This is a genomic window from Curtanaerobium respiraculi (assembly GCF_024609215.1).
Lineage (GTDB): Bacteria > Actinomycetota > Coriobacteriia > Coriobacteriales > Eggerthellaceae > Curtanaerobium > Curtanaerobium respiraculi.
In genome coordinates this window covers 386,421-405,527 of the sequence record NZ_JANIPD030000001.1, presented here as the reverse complement: position 1 = coordinate 405,527, position 19,107 = coordinate 386,421, and the positions used below count along the sequence as shown (strand labels likewise).

The 19,107-nt window shown below is 62.3% G+C and carries 18 protein-coding genes; 16 read left to right on the top strand and 2 right to left on the bottom strand.

Annotation, left to right across the window (positions count from 1 at the left end; genetic code table 11):
* Positions 1-25: 25 nt before the first annotated feature.
* From NOV21_RS01750 to NOV21_RS01700, 11 genes are all read left to right on the top strand, one after another.
* On the top strand, positions 26-688 hold the full coding sequence (locus tag NOV21_RS01750; protein ID WP_283169924.1) for a potassium channel family protein: 663 nt from the start codon (positions 26-28) through the stop codon (positions 686-688).
* Positions 689-696: 8 nt separating this feature from the next.
* Positions 697-1,374 (top strand): potassium channel family protein, encoded by a 678-nt coding sequence (locus NOV21_RS01745; protein ID WP_283169923.1) that lies wholly within the window; start codon positions 697-699, stop codon positions 1,372-1,374.
* 357 nt (positions 1,375-1,731) lie between these two features.
* Entirely contained in the window at positions 1,732-3,075 is a 1,344-nt protein-coding gene (gene purB / locus NOV21_RS01740; RefSeq protein ID WP_283169922.1) for an adenylosuccinate lyase, read from the top strand.
* 64 nt (positions 3,076-3,139) lie between these two features.
* Entirely contained in the window at positions 3,140-4,396 is a 1,257-nt protein-coding gene (locus NOV21_RS01735) for a sensor histidine kinase (RefSeq protein ID WP_283169921.1), read from the top strand.
* 18 nt (positions 4,397-4,414) lie between these two features.
* A complete protein-coding gene (locus NOV21_RS01730) occupies positions 4,415-5,206 on the top strand; it encodes a response regulator (protein ID WP_283169920.1) in 792 nt (263 codons plus the stop codon).
* A gap of 274 nt (positions 5,207-5,480) precedes the next feature.
* On the top strand, positions 5,481-7,676 hold the full coding sequence (locus NOV21_RS01725) for a molybdopterin-containing oxidoreductase family protein (protein ID WP_283169919.1): 2,196 nt from the start codon (positions 5,481-5,483) through the stop codon (positions 7,674-7,676).
* Positions 7,677-8,486: a 4Fe-4S dicluster domain-containing protein gene (locus NOV21_RS01720; protein WP_283169918.1), complete on the top strand. Its 810-nt coding sequence runs from the start codon at positions 7,677-7,679 to the stop codon at positions 8,484-8,486.
* Positions 8,486-9,211, top strand: a complete 726-nt coding sequence (locus NOV21_RS01715; protein WP_283169917.1) for a cytochrome b/b6 domain-containing protein — start codon at positions 8,486-8,488, stop codon at positions 9,209-9,211. Before NOV21_RS01720 ends, NOV21_RS01715 begins: the two co-directional genes overlap by 1 nt.
* A gap of 285 nt (positions 9,212-9,496) precedes the next feature.
* Positions 9,497-9,784 (top strand): co-chaperone GroES, encoded by a 288-nt coding sequence (gene groES, locus NOV21_RS01710; protein WP_283169916.1) that lies wholly within the window; start codon positions 9,497-9,499, stop codon positions 9,782-9,784.
* 87 nt (positions 9,785-9,871) lie between these two features.
* Positions 9,872-11,512: a chaperonin GroEL gene (gene groL, locus NOV21_RS01705; RefSeq protein ID WP_283169915.1), complete on the top strand. Its 1,641-nt coding sequence runs from the start codon at positions 9,872-9,874 to the stop codon at positions 11,510-11,512.
* A 76-nt stretch (positions 11,513-11,588) separates the two neighbouring features.
* The gene (locus NOV21_RS01700) at positions 11,589-12,431 is read left to right on the top strand and encodes a TrmH family RNA methyltransferase (RefSeq protein ID WP_283169914.1); all 843 of its coding nucleotides are present in this window, start codon (positions 11,589-11,591) and stop codon (positions 12,429-12,431) included.
* 70 nt (positions 12,432-12,501) lie between these two features.
* Here NOV21_RS01700 and NOV21_RS01695 read toward each other — a convergent pair whose 3' ends face one another.
* Positions 12,502-13,323: an ABC transporter ATP-binding protein gene (locus NOV21_RS01695; protein WP_283169913.1), complete on the bottom strand. Its 822-nt coding sequence runs from the start codon at positions 13,321-13,323 to the stop codon at positions 12,502-12,504.
* 3 nt (positions 13,324-13,326) lie between these two features.
* Positions 13,327-14,427, bottom strand: a complete 1,101-nt coding sequence (locus NOV21_RS01690) for a FecCD family ABC transporter permease (RefSeq protein WP_283169912.1) — start codon at positions 14,425-14,427, stop codon at positions 13,327-13,329.
* A 121-nt stretch (positions 14,428-14,548) separates the two neighbouring features.
* On the opposite strand from NOV21_RS01690, the gene NOV21_RS01685 reads away from it, so the two are divergent.
* From NOV21_RS01685 to modD, 5 genes are all read left to right on the top strand, one after another.
* A complete protein-coding gene (locus NOV21_RS01685) occupies positions 14,549-15,646 on the top strand; it encodes an ABC transporter substrate-binding protein (RefSeq protein ID WP_283169911.1) in 1,098 nt (365 codons plus the stop codon).
* Between the two features lie 180 nt (positions 15,647-15,826).
* Entirely contained in the window at positions 15,827-16,645 is an 819-nt protein-coding gene (gene modA, locus NOV21_RS01680) for a molybdate ABC transporter substrate-binding protein (RefSeq protein WP_283169910.1), read from the top strand.
* Positions 16,646-16,651: 6 nt separating this feature from the next.
* Positions 16,652-17,497, top strand: coding sequence for an ABC transporter permease (locus NOV21_RS01675; protein WP_283169909.1), 846 nt, complete (start codon positions 16,652-16,654; stop codon positions 17,495-17,497).
* Positions 17,494-18,210, top strand: coding sequence for an ABC transporter ATP-binding protein (locus NOV21_RS01670; RefSeq protein ID WP_283169908.1), 717 nt, complete (start codon positions 17,494-17,496; stop codon positions 18,208-18,210). Before NOV21_RS01675 ends, NOV21_RS01670 begins: the two co-directional genes overlap by 4 nt.
* A 46-nt stretch (positions 18,211-18,256) precedes the next feature.
* The gene (gene modD / locus NOV21_RS01665) at positions 18,257-19,099 is read left to right on the top strand and encodes a ModD protein (RefSeq protein ID WP_283169907.1); all 843 of its coding nucleotides are present in this window, start codon (positions 18,257-18,259) and stop codon (positions 19,097-19,099) included.
* The last annotated feature ends 8 nt before the right edge of the window (positions 19,100-19,107 follow it).

Genomic DNA, 19,107 nt, shown 5'->3' with positions numbered 1-19,107 from the left:
TCCCCAAAAAGATGAAAGGCATCGAATGGGCAGCAATATCATCGTGGTCGGATGCGGCAGGGTAGGCTCGCAGCTGGCGAGCATGCTCTCCGAAAACGACAACAACGTGTGCGTGGTCGATAAGGATGCGGCCTCCTTTGCGAATCTGGGGAGCGGGTTCAACGGCTCGGTCATCGAGGGCGTGGGCTTCGACGAGGCCGTGCTGCGGCGCGCGGGCGTGGAAACCTGCGATTGCGTCGCCGCGGTCACGCAAAGCGACAACGCGAACCTCATGACCGCGGAAGTCGCCGCGCGGCTGTTCAACGTGCCCCACGTCATCGCCCGCTTGTACAACCCGGGGCACGAACGTGCCTACGAGCAGTTGGGGCTCGACTACGTCTGCGGCACCAGCTTGGTGGCGGAGGAAGTCTTCAGCAAGATCAGCTCGGGCCATGGTTTCCACGTCGACAGCTTCGGCGAGTTCGAGGTGCTCCGCTTCAGCTTGGATCTGAAGGACAACGGCATGACCAGCATCCGCGTGGGCCAGTTGGAACGGGCGCATGACATCCGTATCATCGCCTTCGAGCGCGCGGACGGGCGCGCCAGCTCCATCCCCTCGAGCGACAGCGTGTTGGGGCATGGTGACAGCGTCCTTGCCTGCGTGCGGCATAGGCTCATCGGCTCGTTCTCCCGCTGGATTCAGAATTAGGGGTCGGTATGTACATCGTTATCAACGGCGGTGGGAAGATCGGCGAATACCTGGCGTCGGTCATGCTCCGCGACGGAAACCAGGTTGCCATCATCGAGCAGGATCGCAAGGCTGCCGACCACCTCTCAAGCGAGCTTTCGGGGCAGTTCCTCGTCATCCACGGCGACGGTTGCATGTCGCGGTATCAGGAAGATGCCGACATCCGCCGTGCGGACGTGTTCGTGAGCACCACCGGGCAGGATGATGCTAACCTGGTATCGTGCGAGATCGCCACGCGCGTGTTCAATGTTCCGCGCTGCATCGCGCGCGTGAACAGCCCGAAGAACCTGCGCATCTTCCGCGAAGCCGGCATCGAATGCGTGAGCAGCACGACGATCATCGCGAAGATCATCGAAGAGGACACGATGCTGGGGGGCATGAGCGTCCTTTCGAACCTCTCCCACGGCAACGTCGAGCTCACCGAGGTGACCGTGCCCCGGTTCCGGCATCATGACGCCGAGGAGGGCGTGGCGATCGCGGATGTTCCCCTACCGGAAGGGTGCCTCATCGTGGCGGTATCGCGCGACGAGGACGATGACATGGAAGTGGTCGGCGGGGATACGTTTCTGTTCGCAGGCGATACCGTTGTTTTGGCGAGCGACAAAGACGTGACCGCCCAAGGCCGCGCAGCCATCAGGCAGTTGTAGGATGCGGCGCTCTTCCGAACGCCGCAACCGCCGGATGCTGCGGCGGATCCTGGCGGCACCCGGAATCCCCTCGGCGAAAAGGGCAGCCGGGGACCGGCCCGCTTTCCCCGGATCGACCCCAATCATCCGCCAAGGTCCGCCTCGCCGGCTTCCTTGGGCGGACCTGGGGCGTTGCGCATTGCTTGCGATTGCTGCGGAGGCGGCGCATATTCGGAATGTCGGCAGGTTGCCTTGGGGAAAGAGACCGCCTCCGCAAGCGCGGTACTCGTTTTTGTTCGCCAAATGTGCAGCATTGCCGCGTGCGGTGCCGGGACGTTTATACTTGCTGCATCGCAATTCCTCCTGAAAGGACATGCCATGATCCCCCGCTACACGCGACCCGCCATGGGCCATATCTGGGAAAACGAGAATAAATTCGCCATCTGGAAGGAAATCGAGCTGCTCGCGTGCGAGGCCCAGGCCGAGCTCGGGCAGAGCGGCATCACGAAGGAGGACGCGGCGTGGATCCGCGAGCACGCCGACTTCGACGTCGCCCGAATCGACGAGATCGAGTCGGTCACCAACCATGATGTGATCGCGTTTCTCACCTGCATGGGCGAATACATCGATGCCGAGGTCCCCGAAGGCGCCGAAAAGCCCAGCCGTTGGGTGCACTACGGCATGACCAGCTCCGACTTGGGGGACACGGCCCTATCCTATCAGGTGGTGCAGGCGCTTGACATCATCATCGAGGATGTGAGGCAGATCGGCGAGGTATGCAAGCGACGCGCCTTCGAGTTCCAGAACGTGCTCTGCACGGGCCGCACGCACGGCATACATGCGGAGCCGATGACCTTCGGCATGAAATTCGGGTCCTGGGCGTGGGCGATGAAACGCGCGATCGTCCGCCTCCAGCAGGCGCGGGAGGTCGCGGCGACAGGCGCCATCTCCGGAGCCGTGGGCACATACAGCAGCATCGACCCCTTCGTCGAGCAGTACGTATGCGATCATCTGGGCCTTGCCCCCGATCCACTGTCGACGCAGGTCCTCGCGCGCGACCGGCATGCGCAAGTGCTTTCCACGCTTGCCACGGTGGCATCGAGCTTCGAGGGCGTGGCAATGCAGGTGCGACTTCTGCAGCAATCCGATGTCATCGAGGCCGAGGAGCCGTTCAAGTCGGGGCAGAAGGGCTCCAGCGCCATGCCTCATAAACGCAACCCCATCACCGCCGAGCGCGTGTGCGGGCTCGCGCGCACGGTGAAGGCGAACGCCCAGGTGGGCTTCGACGATGTGGCCCTGTGGTACGAGCGGGACATCAGCCATTCCGGCGCCGAGCGCGTCGCGCTGGCTGACAGCTTCATCTGCCTGGATTACATCGCCGAGAAGCTGCAGTGGATCCTGGACGGCCTGCAGGCCTATCCCGAGGCCATGAGGGCGAATATGGATAAGACCCGCGGCCTGATCTTCAGCAGCAAGGTGCTGCTCGCGTTGGTGCAGACGGGCATCGCGCGCGAGGACGCCTACGTCATCGTGCAGCGCAACGCGATGGCAACGTGGCGCGATGTGCAGCAGGCGAAGCCGGGTCCCACCTATCGCGAACGGCTCGAGGCAGACCCGCAGTGCACGCTGACCGCGGATCAGATGGATGAGATCTTCGATCCGTGGGATTTCCTGCGTCGCAAGGATATCGTATTCGACCGCCTGAGGGAGCTCGAATTCTGATCGAGCTGCCCCTCGCGGAAGGCGGGATCGGGCCCTTCGCTATACTGTGCGCATGGACTTCCTCATGAAAGATCATCTGGACTCGCGGGATTGGCTCATCGACGTCTTCATCGCGTGCGCGGCCTTTCTGGTCGCATACCTCCAGCTGTACCTGTCGACGTCGCCCATCGTCTTCACCGACGATTCGCTGCGCTCGCAGGTGGGCATCATCGTGCGCGACCCCAGCGCCGCGACCTATATCGCGCTGGCGGCAACCACGCTGCCCCTCGTATTCCGTCGCAAGTTCCCCTGGCCCAGCTTCCTGCTCGTCTTCGTGGTGTTCAGCAGCGCGCAGGATACCTCGCCCGGCTATGCGTTCTCGGTCATCGGGCCGGCAATCAGCATGTTCACCATCGTGTACGAGCGCCCGAAGCGCGAGATCATCACCGCCGGCATCGTTGCGTTCATACTGCTCCTGATCGCCCGCATACCCAGCGACAACGACACGGTCGCCGCGGTCGTGCGCATACAGAACATCTCGTACGTCATCGCGAGCATGGTGGCGGGGGTGGCCGCGCGCACCTACGTGAACTACGTCGCCGCCATCCGCCAGCGCGCGGAGGAGGCGGAACGGACGCGCGACGCCGAGGCCGCCCGCCGCGTGGAGGAGGAGCGGCTGCGCATCGCGCGCGAGATCCACGACATCACGGCTCATTCCCTCTCGGCGGTGAGCATCCAAGCGGCCGCGGCGGAGCGCCTCCTCGACCGCGATCCGGACATGGCGCGCGAAGCGGTCCGGCAGGTGCGACAGACCTCGAAGACCGCCCTCGAGGAGATCCGAAGCATGATCGGCGTGCTGCGCAACGAGGGCCAGGAGGCGGAGACCCGGCCGACCAACGGCACCGACCGCATTCCCGACCTGCTGCAATACGCGCGCAACGCGGGGCTTGCGGTCCATGAGGATGTGGCGGGGTACAATGCGGACGGGGTTCCCGCATATGCGGACCTCGCCCTGTTCGGCATCGCGCGCGAGGCCATCACCAACGTCGTGCGGCACGCCCATGCGAAGAACCTTTGGGTCGCTCTCTCCTCCACCCCCGAGGAGGCGGTCCTGACCGTAGAGGACGACGGCGTGGGTCGCCCGTCGGCAGACGCGTTCGACGACGACGGCGTGGATGTAGACGCCGCCAAGGGCGGCAACGGCATCATCGGCATGCTGGAGCGCGCCAAAGTGCTGCATGGGCGGTGCTCGGCGGACAATCGGCCCGAGGGCGGATTCCGCGTGCGGGTGTCGCTGCCGCTCAAGGAGCCGGATGATCACGCGATGGAAGCTTCCGAGTAGAAGGAGAGCGAAAGCGGTATGGCAGAGGAACTGATCGGCGGAAGCTCGTTGTACAGCAAGGATTACGCGGAGGTGCAGGCTCGCCTGCGCAAACGCAGCGAAGAGGCGGTGCTGGCCGCCGATGCCGCCCAGCACGCCGGCGAGAACGTGCGCGTCCTGATCGTCGACGACCAGGATCTGGTGCGCAATGGCTTCAAGCTGATCCTCTCCTCCTACGAGGGAATCAAGGTCGCCGGAGAAGGCTCGAACGGCATCGAGGCGTACGACCTTGCCGTCAAGCTTCATCCCGACGTGGTGCTGATGGACATCCGCATGCCCCTCGAGGACGGTATATCCGCCACGAAGCGGATATGCGCCGACCCGCAGCTCGCCGATGTGCGCGTCCTCGTCCTCACTACCTTCGATATCGACGAGTACGTCTACGATGCACTGCAGGCAGGCGCCTCCGGCTTCATGCTGAAGGACGCCGAGCCCGATGACATCGAACATGCCATCCGAGCGGTTGCCGCGGGGGATGCCCTGATCGAACCTTCCATCACCAAGCGGCTCATCGAGACGTTCGTCGAAGCGCGCGATCGGCAAACGACCGTCGGCGACGCCTTCCCCGAGCTCACCGACCGCGAGAGGGAGATACTGCGCCTTGTGGCGCGGGGCATGGGCAACGATGCCATAGCCGAGGAGCTGGTGATCTCCCCCGCGACGGTCAAGACCCACGTCGCTCGCATCATGGGAAAGCTGGACGCGCACGATCGCGCGCAGCTGGTGGTGATCGCCTACGAGCGCGGCTTGGTGAAACCCGGCCAGAAGTAGCTCGCCTACTTCAAAAACAGACTACTTAACCTCGGATTATAGCGAAATGCGAATAATATGGAAAATGGAGGAATTGAGAAATCAATCGTCAGTTAATACTGAATCGAACTCACTAGTTAATGACTAAATTCGATAAATAACGCTATAACCATCATAGTATCCACATTATTTAACAACATCCCCACCATCTTTAAGTATCCTCGATCCCACTGGCCGACTCGGTCGGTATTGGGATGAGATTGCCTTTGGAGAAGGGCGAGAAGGAGGGGCGACCATGACAGACCACACTGTTACCAGGCGCGGCTTCCTGGCGGGAACGGCCGGCATGCTGGGAGGCGTGCTTGCCGCTGGCTCTGTGGAGTCCGAAGCCTGGGCGCAGGAATCCGGTGACGGCGAGGCCGGGCAAACACGCGCGGTGCACTCGGCATGCAACGGATGCTCTAACAAGTGCGGATTTACGGCGTATGTGGAAAATGGGAAGCTGAAGAGGATGGTGGGCGACGCGGACCACGCCAAGGCCAAAGGCAAGCTGTGCGCGCGCGGATACGCCCTGGCGGAATGGGCGACGTCGCCCGACCGCCTGCAGGACCCCCTGAAGCGCAAGGATGACGGAACGTTCGAAGCGATAAGCTGGGATCAGGCGTATGAGGAAATCGGCGAATCCGTGAAGAAGATCCTCGCCGAGAGCGGCCCCGGCGCCCTTGCCATGGTGCAGGACCCCCGTCCCTCGGGCGACTGGTACACCCGCCGGTTCATGGAGGCTCTTGGGAGCAAAAACGTGTACACGCATGCCGCGGCATGCAATATCTCGCGAGAGTCGGCCTACACGCTCGTCGTCGGCACGAAGAGCTGGTCGGTCGACTTCGGGAAGACCAACATGGTCATGTTCATCGGCCGCAGCTACGCCGACGGCGTCCGCCCGGCGGCCCTCGCCAACATGGTGAAGGCCCATGAGCGAGGCGCCCGCATAGTCTGCGTCGACCCGCGTTTCACCAATTCCCAGCAATTGGCTGACGAATGGGTGCCCATCAAGCCCGGCACCGACTTGGCGTTCGTGCTCGCCCTCTCGAACCACGTCATCGAGAACAACCTCTACGATGCCGATTTCATCGCGGAGCACGCGTACGGATTCGAAGAGTATGCGGAGGCGATCAAGCAGTACACTCCCGAGTGGGCTGCGGACATCACCGGCGTCCCCTCCGACACCATCAAGCGGCTTGCCACGCAGATGGCCGAGGCGGCCCCCGCGTGCGGCATCGAGCCAGGCTGGCGCGGCCCCTCCGGCAACAGCTACGTGAACTCCGGCGAGCTGGCGCGCGCGGTCGTGCTGTTCAACGGGCTGATGGGCGCATGGAACGCCGACGGCGGCGTCACGCTGACGCCGGGCGCGGTCAAGTACAAGCTCGACGAGGCCAAGTTCCCCACGCCTCCGAAGCCGACGGCGAAGCAGGTGGGCTCGAAGGAGTTCCCCCTCGCCATGACGAAGGCGGGCACCGCCCTTGCCGCGGCGAAGGCCGCCATGGACGGCGAGGTCCGCGGCATGTTCTTCTACAACTCGAACATGGTCGGCGGCTATTCCAACCCCGCGTACCTGGCCGAATGCGTGAAGGCCTGCGAGCTTTCCGTTTGCATCGACATCCAGATGAGCGAGACCGCCAAGGCGTGCAAGTATGTGCTCCCCGACACCAGCTTCCTGGAGCGCGCCGAGATCCCGCAGTTCGACGGCGGCAAGACCCCGACGGTGTTCATACGCTGCCAGGTGCTCGATAAGACGTACCCGAACACCAAGCCGGTCGATGAGATCTTCGTCGGCCTGGCGAAGGCATGCGGCATCGGCCAGTACTTCGACTTCACGGTCGAGGAGGTCTCCCGCGCGATGCTCGACTCGGCGGGTATCGACTACGATGAGCTGTGCTCCAAGGGCACGATGAAATTCAAAGACGCCGCGTTCGTCTCCGGCACCAAGCCGAAGTGGAAGACCGCTTCCGGGAAGATGCAGTTCGTCAGCGAGGAGATAGCGGCAGCCGGCTATCAGCGCACCCCCAGCTGGATCCCGCCCGCGGTCACGCCCGGCGAGGACGAGTTCCGCCTTATCGCCGCGAAACAACCCATCCACAGCCACACCATGACCTCGAACGTCAAGGGTTTGATGAACATCACCAAGCGCTACGACCTCACGGCGGCGTGGATCAATACCGCCGATGCCGAGAAGCGCAAGATCTCCGACGGCGACACGATCGAGATCTCGAATGAAAAATACACGGGCAAGACCCATGCGCACGTGACCGATCGCATCGTCGAAGGCGTCATCTACCTGCCCGACTGCTACGGCCGCCATGTTGAGGAGCAGCACATCGGCAACGATGTGGGCCTCAACCCGCCCGACTTCCTGGATTTCCAGCTGGAACCCGGATACGGCGGCTCCATGCGCAACGAGATAGCGGTGAAGGTCAAGAAGGTGGGTGCCTAAATGAACGACTACGGAATGTTGATGGACACCACGAAATGCGTTGGCTGCTATTCGTGCGTGACATCCTGCCAGAAGCAGAATGATCTGGGACCGGACGTTCAGTTCATCCGCTTTGCGGAAGTCGAGCTGGGCGTCGCCCCCGACTTGCATACGCAGATCGTGCCGATCCAGTGCATGCAGTGCAAGGACTCCCCGTGCGTGGCCGTATGCCCCACGGGTGCGTCCCATATCGATGACCGCGGCATCATATCGGTCGACCTCGATCGCTGCATCGGATGCAAGTACTGCATCTCGGTCTGCCCCTTCGATGTGCGCCAGGTGAATATCGCCGATGACACGGTGGATAAATGCCGGTTCTGCGCCGTCGACGACGACAACGGCGAACCCACCTGCAGCTGCGTTGCCACGTGCCTCACGGGTGCCCGCAAGATAGGCAAGCGCGACGAGATCATCGACGAGGCCCATAAGCGCGTCGAGGAGCTGAAGGCGCGGGGCATGGACAAGGCCTGCATCTACGGCGAAGACGAGATGGGAGGCATGAGCATGATCACGGTGCTCGGCTACGACATCGCCGAAGGCGAGCTGCCTGCCGATGCGAAACCGAGCGGCATGGTCGGTGCACTCGACGCCATGAAGCCGATCGCCGGCGTGGGTGCCGCCGCGTTGGTCGCCGGCTTGGGCATCAGCTTCATCAGCGGTGCAGGGTACCACCGCGACGAAATGCGCTACGACGAAGAGGCCCACGATGTCGTGGACGTCGAGACGGGCGAGATCATCAAGCACATCGATAAAGAAGCAGGTGAGCGATAATGACCAACGATGAGCGCCGCGAGAAATACGCGGCGATGCAGAAGCGCGATATCCAGCGCCATTCCGTTCAAACGCGGTTCACGCACGGCGTCGTCGCCATCGCCATCATCTGGCTTTCCATATCCGGCCTGTTCGTCTTCGTGCCCGCCCTTTCGACCGCCGTCGGCGCCGACGTGGTCAAGGCGTTTCGCCTCAGCCATCGTGTGCTCGGCGTGGTGCTCCTTGTCGTGCCCCTGCTGAGCGCACTCGCATCTCCGCGCGGCTTCAAGGCGTTTCTGGGCAAGTACTTCACCAAATGGACGCCCGAAGATGGCGAGTTCATGGCTAAATTCGTGCCCTACATGCTGGCTCCGAAGAAGGTGCACATGCCCGACCAGGATGAAGTGAAATCCGGTCAGCGCGTGGCCGACGGGTTCCTGATCGTCTCCACCATCATGATGATCATCTCCGGCATGGTCCTGTGGTTGGGCACCGATTTCTTCGCCGCAAGCAACGACACGCTGATCATGATGCGATTCATCCACGATCTGTTCTTCATCCTGCTGCTGATCTTCCTGATCGCCCACATCTACCTGGGCGCGGGGATCTTCCAGCCGTACCGCGGCATGCTGCGCGTCATGTGGGGCGATGGCAGGATCACCGAATCGAACGCACTCTACCATTGGGGATTCTGGGCACGCAAGGAAATCGAAGACGGAACGCACGTCGTTCCGGAAAACAAATAGGCGTCAACGCGAAGACGCGGTCGGGCGGTCTCCCTCCTCATAATTCCGCCCGCTCCCAAGTCGGGGCATCAACCTTCGTCCGGTTGGTGCCCCGCGTTTTTTCGAAAGTAACGGTTGAGTTACTTGGACTCATATTTCTTGAAATTCCTTGCATGCAACCAGGTGGATGCTATGATTTCAACCGTTGTTTGGCACTCGGCACGCTCGAGTGCTAACGCGAAGCAACCCGGGCTTGGTAACCATGCCGCCGTCGGCGGCGTCAACAACGAGGAAAGGATTCGAAGCATGAACCTTAAACCGATCGGCGATCGCATCATCGTCAAGCAGGATGAAGCTGAGGAAACCACCGCGGGCGGCCTTGTTTTGGCCAACAGCAACAAGGAGAAGCCGACGAGTGGAGAGGTGCTGGCGGTTGGCGAAGGCAAAGTCAACGACAAGGGCGAGCATCTGCCGATGCCGGTGAAGGTCGGCGACCACGTGCTGTATGCCAAGTACGGTGGAACCGAAGTCGAGGTCGAGGGTGAGAAGGTCGTCATCCTCCGCGCCGACGACATCTACGCCATCAAAGGCTAGTTCCGCAGCATCTTGCCGGAACCGTCCCCGCATGGCAGTCAGATGCGGGGATTTCGCGATTGAACCGTTTCGAAAGGAATTGAAGTAATGGCTAAAGAAATCAAGTTCGATGCCGAAGCACGCAGCCAGCTCGCCTCCGGTGTCAATAAACTGGCGAATGCCGTCAAGGTCACCCTCGGCCCCAAGGGCCGCTACGTGGCGCTGGAGAAGAGCTACGGCGCGCCGATGGTCACCAACGACGGCGTGACGGTCGCCAAGGAGATCGAGCTGGAGAACCCCGTCGAGAACATGGGAGCCCAGCTGATCCGCGAGGCCGCCGTGAAGACCAACGACGCCGCCGGCGACGGCACCACCACCGCCACCCTGCTTGCCGACGCCATCGTTGCCGAGGGCCTGCGCAACGTCATCGCCGGTTCCGACGCGCTGGGCATCCGCCGCGGCGTCCAGAAGGGCGTCGACGCGGTGGTCGAATCCGTGAAGGCCCAGGGCATCGAGATCGATTCCAAGGAGCAGATCGCCAACGTGGGCACCATCTCCGCGGGCGACAGCGCCATCGGCGAGAAGATCGCCGAGGCGATGGAGCTGGTGGGCAAAGACGGTGCCATCAGCGTCGAGGAGAGCCAGACCTTCGGCCTGGAGCTGGAGCATGTCGAGGGCATGCAATGGTCGCGCGGCTACATCAGCCCCTACATGGCCACCGACATGGAGAAGATGGAGGCCAACCTGCAGGACGCGCTCATCCTCCTCACCGACCAGAAGATCAGCAACGTCCAGGATATGGTGGGGCTGCTCGAGGCTGTCATGAAGTCCGGCCGCCCGCTGCTCATCATCGCCGAGGACGTGGAGGGCGAGGCCCTGGCCACCCTGCTGTTGAACAAGCTGCGCGGCACCCTGAACGTCGTCGCCATCAAGGCCCCCGGCTTCGGAGACCGCCGCAAGCGCATCCTCGAGGACATCGCCATCGTCACGGGCGCGCAGGTCATCGACAAGGACTTCGGCATGACGCTCGCCGATGCCTCCTTCGACATGCTCGGCCGTGCCAAGAGCGTGAAGGTTGACAAGGACAACACGCTCATCGTCGACGGAGCGGGCGACAAGGCCCGCATCGACGAGCGCAAGGAGCAGATCAAGGCCGAGATCGAGCGCACCGACAGCGATTTCGATCGCGAGAAGCTGCAGGAGCGCCTGAGCAAGCTGACCGGCGGCGTTGCCGTCCTGCGTGTCGGCGCTGCCACCGAAAGCGAGCTGAAGGAGAAGAAGAGCCGCATCGAAGACGCGCTGCAGGCCACCCGCGCCGCGGTCGAAGAGGGCATCGTCGCCGGCGGCGGCGTCGCCCTGGTGGACGCCCTGCCCGCGCTCGATGCCCTGTCCTGCGACACCAAGGACGAGGAGATCGGCGTCGACATCGTCCGCAAGGCGATTGTCGCTCCCATGCGCGAAATCGCGAAGAACGCCGGTTTCGAGGGTTCCGTCGTGGTGGAGAAGGTCAAGCACTCCGAGGCGGGTGTCGGCCTGAACAGCGCTACCGGCGAATACGGCGACATGATCAAGATGGGCGTCAACGATCCGGTGAAGGTGGTGCGCACCGCGCTGCAGAGCGCCGCTTCCGTTGCCACGTTGATCCTGATCACCGACTGCACCGTGAACGAGATCCCCAAGGATCCCGATCCGGCGGCCGCAGCGGCCGCTGCGGCTCAGATGGGCGGCGGCATGGGCGGTATGATGTAAGCTCAGCGGCTCATAGCCAACTCGGAGAGGCTCCCGTGCGCTGCGCGCGGGAGCCTTCTGCATGAAAGGGGCGATTGTGGAGGTAGTCGAGATCTGTTCGCTGAGCGACCCGAAGGTTGCCGCGTTCGCCAAGCTGACTGAAGCCCAACTGCGCAACAGGCTCGAACCCGAGCAGGGCATCTTCATCGCGGAATCGCCTAAGGTGATACGGCGGGCCCTGAACGCGGGGATGCAGCCCCTCTCGTTTTTGATGGAGCGTAGATGGCTTGGAACCGCGCGACCGCTGGTCGAGGGTTGCACGGGCGAGGGGGGCGCTCCCGTTCCGGTGTACACGGGCGAGAGCGGCGTGCTTGCGGGCCTGACCGGTTTCGAGCTGACGCGCGGGGTGCTCTGCGCCATGAGGCGTCCGCAGCTCCCTCCGGTGGAGGAACTGCTCGATGGTGCGCGCCGCGTGGCGGTACTGGAGGGCATCGTCGACCACACGAACGTGGGCGCCGCGTTCCGCAGCGCCGCCGCGTTGGGCGTCGATGCGGTGTTGGTGACGCCCACCTGCTGCGACCCCCTCTATCGCCGCGCGGTGCGCGTTTCCATGGGGACGGTGTTCCAAGTACCGTGGACGCGCATCGGGGATTCGGTGCATGATTGGCCCGATGCGGGGCTGCGGCGGCTGCGTGCCTGCGGATTCAAAACGGCTGCCATGGCGCTTTCCGACGATTCGGTGCCGATCAAAGATGAGCGGTTGAACTCAGAGCCGCGGCTCGCCATCGTCTTGGGCACCGAAGGGGATGGGCTCGCCCCGCGTACGATCGCGCAATGCGATTACACCGTGCGCATCCCGATGGCCCACGACGTCGACAGCCTGAACGTTGCCGCCGCAAGCGCCGTCGCCTTCTACCAACTCTGCCAGCCTTCCGGTTAGGACGGGCGGGTCGATCTTCCGCCGGAATCCGTTAGCACGCCCATGGGTTTGGGGACAGCCCTCCTCCCTCCTACCGTTTGATGATCCCGTCGAGCGGTTCCCCATCCTCCTCCAGATTCCCGGAAACGCAGGCGAATCGATTGACTTCCTCCACATAGGCGAGATGCAGGTCGATTCCGTACAGCTTCGAGAGCGTTTCCCCGCTGAGTGTCAGCTTCGAATCCCCTACGTCCAGCGATCCCCTCCGGTCGAGCATCGCCACCTTCCCCCCGAGCAGGATGGGGTGATCCGGATTATGGGTGGTCATGATGATGGCGTACCCCTCGCGTGCGAGCTGCTTGATGGTGCGCAATACGCGGATCTGGTTGCCATAGTCGAGCGCGCTGGTGGGCTCATCGAAGAGGATCAGCTCGGGGTTTTGCACAATCGCCCGCGCGATCGCAACGCGCTGGCGCTCGCCTCCGGACAGGTTGGAGACCGTTCGGTTGGCGAGGGGCTGCAGCCCTAGGGCCTCGATCGCCTTCTCCACCTGCTCGTAGTCGCGCGCCGTCGGGGTGCTGAACATCCCCAGATGCGGCGCTGCGCCCATGACCAGGTATTCGCGCACCGAGTATCCGTAGGTCACGCTTATTTGCTGCGGAACGTAGGCGACATGCTGCGCGAACGTGCGCGGCTCGAATTCGGTGAGGTTCCTCCCTTCCAGTCGCACCGAGCCATCCGTCGGTGTGGTCAGGTTCGCGATGCAGTTGAGCAATGTGGATTTCCCGGCGCCGTTCGGCCCGAGCAATGTGAGCACCTCGCCCTGTTCCAGATCGAAGGATACGTCGGTGAATATGGGGAACCCGCGGTGGTATTCGTACGAGAGGCGGTCGACTTCGAGAAGATGCGCCATGGCTTACTCCTGGTTCCGCTGTTTGATGAGGATGTAGCAGAAGATGGGGGCTCCGACGAATCCTGTAAGAATGCTTAACGGGATTTCGAATCCGGAGGTGGCGCGGGCGATGGTGTCGATGATCAGCATGAAGGCGGCGGCGACCAGTGTGCAGCAGGGAATCAGGCGCTTGTTGTCCGCCCCGACGATGCGGCGCGTGATGTGGGGGATGATCAACCCCACCCAGCCGATGGTGCCGGATATGCTGACGGCGCTGGCGGTGAGGAGTGTGGACGCGACGATGATGACCCCGCGTTCCTTGCGCAGGTTGATTCCCAGGGTCTGCGCTTCCTGCTCGCCAAGCGAGATGATGTTCAGCCTCCAGCGCATGCAAATGATGACCGCCGCCGCCACGACGATGACGGGCGCGGTGTACGAGAGCGTGCCGTAATCTGCTTTCGCAACCGATCCCAGCTGCCAATAGACGATATCGGGCAACTGGGTTTCCGGGTCGGCTACGTATTTGAGCAGGCCGAGCACCGACGACATGAAGCCGCCGACGATCACGCCGGCAAGCACCATGATAATGTTGCTGCGTCGATGCATAAGGCGCGGTATCGAAACGGTGATGAGCACGGTCAGCAGACCTCCGAGGAACGCGAAGATCTGGGTTTGCCATGAGCCAAGGGAGAGCAGTATGGAGAGCGCGGCACCCACGCAGGCTCCGTACGATACGCCCAAGATGTCTGGGGAAACGAGCAGATTCTGGAACACCCCCTGATAAGATGCCCCGGAAAGAGCCAATGCGATCCCGATGAGGACAGCGGCGATCACGCGAGGGAGCCGGACAAACACGACGACGTTGTACTCGTTGGATGTCCAATCCCCCGCTTGGCCCGTAATGGGCGATAGGAGGATTTGGGCGGTGATATCGAGGGGGACTTGGTACCGTCCGGCGGATAAGGCGAAAAGGACCAGCGCGATGACGACGACGGCGAGGCCCGCCATGATGATGCCGAGGGATTTGCTCTCCAGACCCCGCAATGCATCGGAATCTTGCCTCAGGCCCGCTTCCGTGGAGCGGCCGTCGTCTTTCTTCTCAGCCTTATCCCGAATTTCTCCCATACGCATCCCTTGCCGCGATTATTATTCTTATTTGAGATTATTCTTTATATGATGATAATCGAACCGGGAAATTCTACAATCTTCATGGCCGTTAAACGGAAATCTCGATAAAGGAGACATCATGGAAGTGAAGACCCGATTCAGCCGCCGTCAGTTCGCGAAACTGGGAGTCGCCGGCATCGTGGCTCTGGGGGTTGGCGGATTGTTCGGCTGTGCATCCGGGGAATCCGTAAAATCCTCAGCATCCAGTTCATCGGCGTCCGCCACGCAAACCATCACGGACCTCGCCGGCGACACCGTCGAGGTTCCGACCAAGGTTGAGACCGTGGCTGATTTCTGGCACGCGCACAACCAGATTGTCATCATGCTGGGCGCGGCGAGCAAACTGGTTTCCACGACGGCATCATTCAAAAAGATGGCTTGGGCGAACGTCGTCTTCCCAGGTCTGAAGGATGTTCCGGCCAACGTTGATTCCGACAACAATCTGAATATCGAGGAGATTCTCAGCCTCGATCCCGATGTCTGTTTCGCCTCGAACAAGGATATGGTGAAGACGGCGCGCGACAACGGCCTTGTCGCGGTGAACGTGATGTTCCAGAACTATGAGAACCTGAGGAAGAACGTCCAGCTGACGGCTCAGGTTCTGGGTGATAATGCGCCGGATCTTGCGAAATCCTGGGAATCCCTGCTTGATGAGAACATCGAGTTCGTGGCCCATAAGATGTCCTCAGTTTCCGATGCCGACAAGGTGAAGGTGCTGCATATCGTCAACGGCACCAACTTCCTGAAGATCGACGGTACCGACTGCATCGTGGACGAGTGGATCAAGATGGCTGGCGGCGTGAACGCCATCCAGAAGTCGGGGAACATGATCGAGGTGTCGATGGAGGAGATCGTCGCCGCCAATCCCGATGTGATCATCATCGGCTCGGCGAACGAGAAGGGCGTGAACGAGCTTGTGGCGGATCCTGCCTGGAGCGGTATCGCCGCCGTGAAGAACGGAGCCGTGTACGCGAATCCCCGCGGCGTGTTCCCCTGGGACCGCTATTCGGGCGAAGAGGCCCTGCAGGTCCTGTGGGCTGCGAAGAAGCTGAACCCCGACAAGTTCGAGGATGTCGACATGGTGGCTAAGACGCAGGCTTTCTACAAGACGTTCTACGATTACAGCCTCACCGAGGATGAGGCGAACATGATCCTCAACTGCGTCGATCCCGCATAGGCCGTATCGCGGCCTGGGGAGGCGACGATGCAGCCGCGCCGCCGGAAGACCGGCCTACCGATTTTCCGGCGGACATCATGGGAACGGGGAACCCAAATCATATCTAATTTATAGTATTTGAAGAATAATTCCCAAATACCTATAATCCTCGAAGCAAGTCGATCGATGCTTGGAGGGGCAATGAAACGTAGGTTCTGGAAGATGATCGTCTTGGCATGTGTTGCCGCGTGCGCATGCCTGCTCGTCGCGGGGTGCTCAGGCGGGACCGCCTCGTCCGATAGCGCGTCCGGTGACGCGGCCCCATCCTCGGCGGGCGCCGCCAGCTTGGAGGGCAAGACGCTTAAGATCTACTGCGGCGCGGGTATGACCAAGCCTTTCACCGATATTACGAATGCATTCGAAAACGAGACCGGCTGCAAGGTCGAGGTCACCTATGCCAATGCGGCCCAGATTCAAACCCAGATCAAACAGACTCAAGAGGGGGACTTCTTCATCGCGGGCAGCGCGCAGGAGCTTGAGCCGGTCAAGGATTACGTGGCTTCCAGCACCGATTTGGTGAAGCATATCCCCGTCCTGGTCGTGCCCACGGGCAACCCGGCCGGTGTCGGCTCCATTTCCGATCTGGCGAACTGCTCCACGGTTTTGGTGGGCGATCCCGAATCGACCCCCATCGGAAAGATCGCGAAGAAGGCCATGACCGAGGCGGGCATATGGGATTCCATGATGGCCGATGGCAAGCTGACCACCACCACGACCGCCCCGCAGATTTCCACGGCGCTGTCGAAGGGTGAAGGCCAGGCGGGCATCGTGTGGAAGGAGAACGCGGGCGACAGCGTCGAGGTCATCGACGTGCCCGAGATGCAGAAGGCGACCAAGACCATCCCCGCAGCTGCCCTCACCTGCAGCTCGAACGAGGATGCCGCATCCGCGTTCAGCGATTTCCTGCAAACCGGAACCGCCCGGGATATCTGGATCGGTTACGGCTACGAGCTCGTGTAACCTCGGTTGACCAAACTCCGCCATACGCACCTCGACGCCTTCACCTTCGGAACGATTGCGATAACCTTGGTGGTGCTGCTGTTCGTCGGCAGCGCCATCACGGCTATCGTGGTCACGGGGTTCCAGCATCTGACGGAAGCGCTTTTCTCCAACGAGGTGCTTTTCAGCCTGCGTATGAGCGTGGTCACCTCGATTATCTCCACCGCCATCTGCCTTGCGCTCGCCATGCCCACTGCCTATGCGATCACCCATGTGCGGTTGCCCGGCGTGCGCCTGGCAGAGGTGATGATGGAGCTGACGCTCTCCCTGCCCTATATCCTCCTCGGCTTCGCCCTGCTGATCATATTCAGCTCGCCGTTCGGGAAAGCTTTGAAGGAGGCGGGGTTCGCCGTCGTGTTCGAACCGGCGGGCATCGTGTTCGCCCAGCTCATCGTCAATCTCCCCTTCGCCATCCGCATGGTCCGCACCGCATTCGGGGACGTGGGGCATCGGGTGGAGTTCGTGGCGGAAACGCTGGGGGCCAATCCCTTCCAGGTGTTCCGCACCATCATCGTCCCCCTGTGCCGCAACGCGCTCATCAGCACGTTCGTTCTCACGTGGGCACGCGGTGTGGGCGAATTCGGCGCGACGCTGATGTTGGTCGGAGTCACGCGGATGAAGACCGAAACCCTGCCGGGGAGCGTGTATTTGAACATCTCCACAAGCAACAATGAGACGGCCATGGCAACCGCCATGATCATGCTCCTGCTGTCCGCGGCGGCCATGGCTGCCGCGAACGTGCTCAGCAGGCGAACCCGCGCCTCCGGGCGCCGCATCGGAGGAAGAAGCGCCGTGAAGGGTGAGGATGCATGATGGGCGCGCGGGTCGAGCTCGATCGCGTCACGGTCCGATGCGGTGATTTCAATCTGGTCGACGTAACCCTCTCCGTCGCGCCGGACGAGGTCGTGGCGGTTGTAGGCCATACGGGCAGCGGGAAAAGCGTGCTTTTGGAGTCGATTGCCGGCGGGTACGGGATCGACGAGGGGGAGGTCCGCATCGACGGCGTAGATATCGCGTCCGTGCCCGTCCACGAACGCGGCATCGGATTCGTATACCAGGGGAGTGCCTTGTTTCCCCATATGACGGTGGTGCAGAATGCCATGTACGGGCTGCGCCTCCACCGCGTTGCGAAACGGGAGGCCCATGAGCGCGCAATCGAGATGCTCGAACGGTTCGATGTGGCCGATTTGGCGAACCGCGATGTATCGACGATAAGCGGGGGCGAGGCCCAGAGGGTCGCCCTTGCGCGAGCGCTGGTCCTCCGGCCCCGCTTGCTTCTGATGGACGAGCCGTTTTCAGCCCTCGACCCGGCGACGAAGCTCCGCATGTACGGCATGGTGGAGCGGGCGCATGAGGATATCGGTTGCACGATCATGCTCGTGACCCATGATTTCAACGAGGCGCAGGCGCTTGCGGACCGTGTGGCGATCGTGCTCGGCGGCAGGCTATGGGCGGTTGTGCCCGCCGCGGAGCTGTTCGATGCAGAATACGACCCCGAGGTGAAGCAGTTCTTGGGAATACGATGATCCCCGAACGGCAAGGCCGGAACGGGGTAGGGGAGGATTGGATGCAATGAGGTTCAGCGACGCTCGCATCGAGCAATTCATAGCGGAGGACGTTCCCTCCATCGATTTGACGACCGAGGCGCTGGGCATCGCCGGCACCGTCGGCAGTATGGAGTACTTCACGCGCGAGGGGTGCGTGCTGTGCGGCGTGGAGGAGGCTGCGCGCGCGGCGCGGAAGCTGGGGTTGGAGGTTGACGCGTGCAGGCCCAGCGGGACGCGGCTTGCCGCCGGCGAATCGTTCTTGCGCGTCGAGGGCGATGCCGCCGATCTGCACGCGGCCTGGAAGGTGTGCCTGAACCTATGCGACAGCGTATCGGCGGTCGCCACCAAAGCCGCCCAATTCGTGGGCAAGGTGCATGCGGTGAACCCCCGCTGCGAGGTGCTCGTCACGCGCAAGGTGTTTCCGGGGGCGAAGGACCTTCTGACGAAGGCCGTGATGACGGGTGGAGCCTGGCCGCATAGGATGGGGCTTTCCGAAACCATCCTCATCTTCGACAACCATATCAAGTTCATGGGCGGGTTCGATGCGCTGCTGGAGCAGCTGCCCGCGATCAGGCGTCGCTGCATCGAGAAGAAGGTGTTCGTGGAGGCAACCGCCGACCAAGCGTTCTTGCTTGCGCAGGTGGGTGTCGACGGTATCCAGTTCGATAAGGTCCCCGCAGAGCGGATGGCGGTGCTGGTGCCCCAGCTCCGCGCGATCGATCCCCATCTGACGCTCATCGCCGCAGGCGGGGTGAACATGGCGAATTGCGAGTCGTATGCGGCGGCCGGCGTCGACGGAATAGCCACCACCTGCCTGTATTCGGCGAAGCCCGTCGACATGAGCGTCCGCATGACAAAGGTACCGTAGACTTTTGT

Bases quoted from the DNA above. Each gene is read 5' to 3' on its own strand.
- modA (WP_283169910.1), top strand. From the start codon at position 15,827: ATGAAACGTAGGTTCTGGAAGATGATCGTCTTGGCATGTGTTGCCGCG.
- NOV21_RS01690 (WP_283169912.1), bottom strand. From the start codon at position 14,427: ATGGGAGAAATTCGGGATAAGGCTGAGAAGAAAGACGACGGCCGCTCC.
- NOV21_RS01685 (WP_283169911.1), top strand. From the start codon at position 14,549: ATGGAAGTGAAGACCCGATTCAGCCGCCGTCAGTTCGCGAAACTGGGA.
- NOV21_RS01715 (WP_283169917.1), top strand. From the start codon at position 8,486: ATGACCAACGATGAGCGCCGCGAGAAATACGCGGCGATGCAGAAGCGC.
- NOV21_RS01730 (WP_283169920.1), top strand. From the start codon at position 4,415: ATGGCAGAGGAACTGATCGGCGGAAGCTCGTTGTACAGCAAGGATTAC.
- NOV21_RS01695 (WP_283169913.1), bottom strand. From the start codon at position 13,323: ATGGCGCATCTTCTCGAAGTCGACCGCCTCTCGTACGAATACCACCGC.
- modD (WP_283169907.1), top strand. From the start codon at position 18,257: ATGAGGTTCAGCGACGCTCGCATCGAGCAATTCATAGCGGAGGACGTT.
- groL (WP_283169915.1), top strand. From the start codon at position 9,872: ATGGCTAAAGAAATCAAGTTCGATGCCGAAGCACGCAGCCAGCTCGCC.
- NOV21_RS01720 (WP_283169918.1), top strand. From the start codon at position 7,677: ATGAACGACTACGGAATGTTGATGGACACCACGAAATGCGTTGGCTGC.
- NOV21_RS01725 (WP_283169919.1), top strand. From the start codon at position 5,481: ATGACAGACCACACTGTTACCAGGCGCGGCTTCCTGGCGGGAACGGCC.
- NOV21_RS01735 (WP_283169921.1), top strand. From the start codon at position 3,140: ATGAAAGATCATCTGGACTCGCGGGATTGGCTCATCGACGTCTTCATC.
- purB (WP_283169922.1), top strand. From the start codon at position 1,732: ATGATCCCCCGCTACACGCGACCCGCCATGGGCCATATCTGGGAAAAC.
- NOV21_RS01750 (WP_283169924.1), top strand. From the start codon at position 26: ATGGGCAGCAATATCATCGTGGTCGGATGCGGCAGGGTAGGCTCGCAG.
- groES (WP_283169916.1), top strand. From the start codon at position 9,497: ATGAACCTTAAACCGATCGGCGATCGCATCATCGTCAAGCAGGATGAA.
- NOV21_RS01745 (WP_283169923.1), top strand. From the start codon at position 697: ATGTACATCGTTATCAACGGCGGTGGGAAGATCGGCGAATACCTGGCG.
- NOV21_RS01670 (WP_283169908.1), top strand. From the start codon at position 17,494: ATGATGGGCGCGCGGGTCGAGCTCGATCGCGTCACGGTCCGATGCGGT.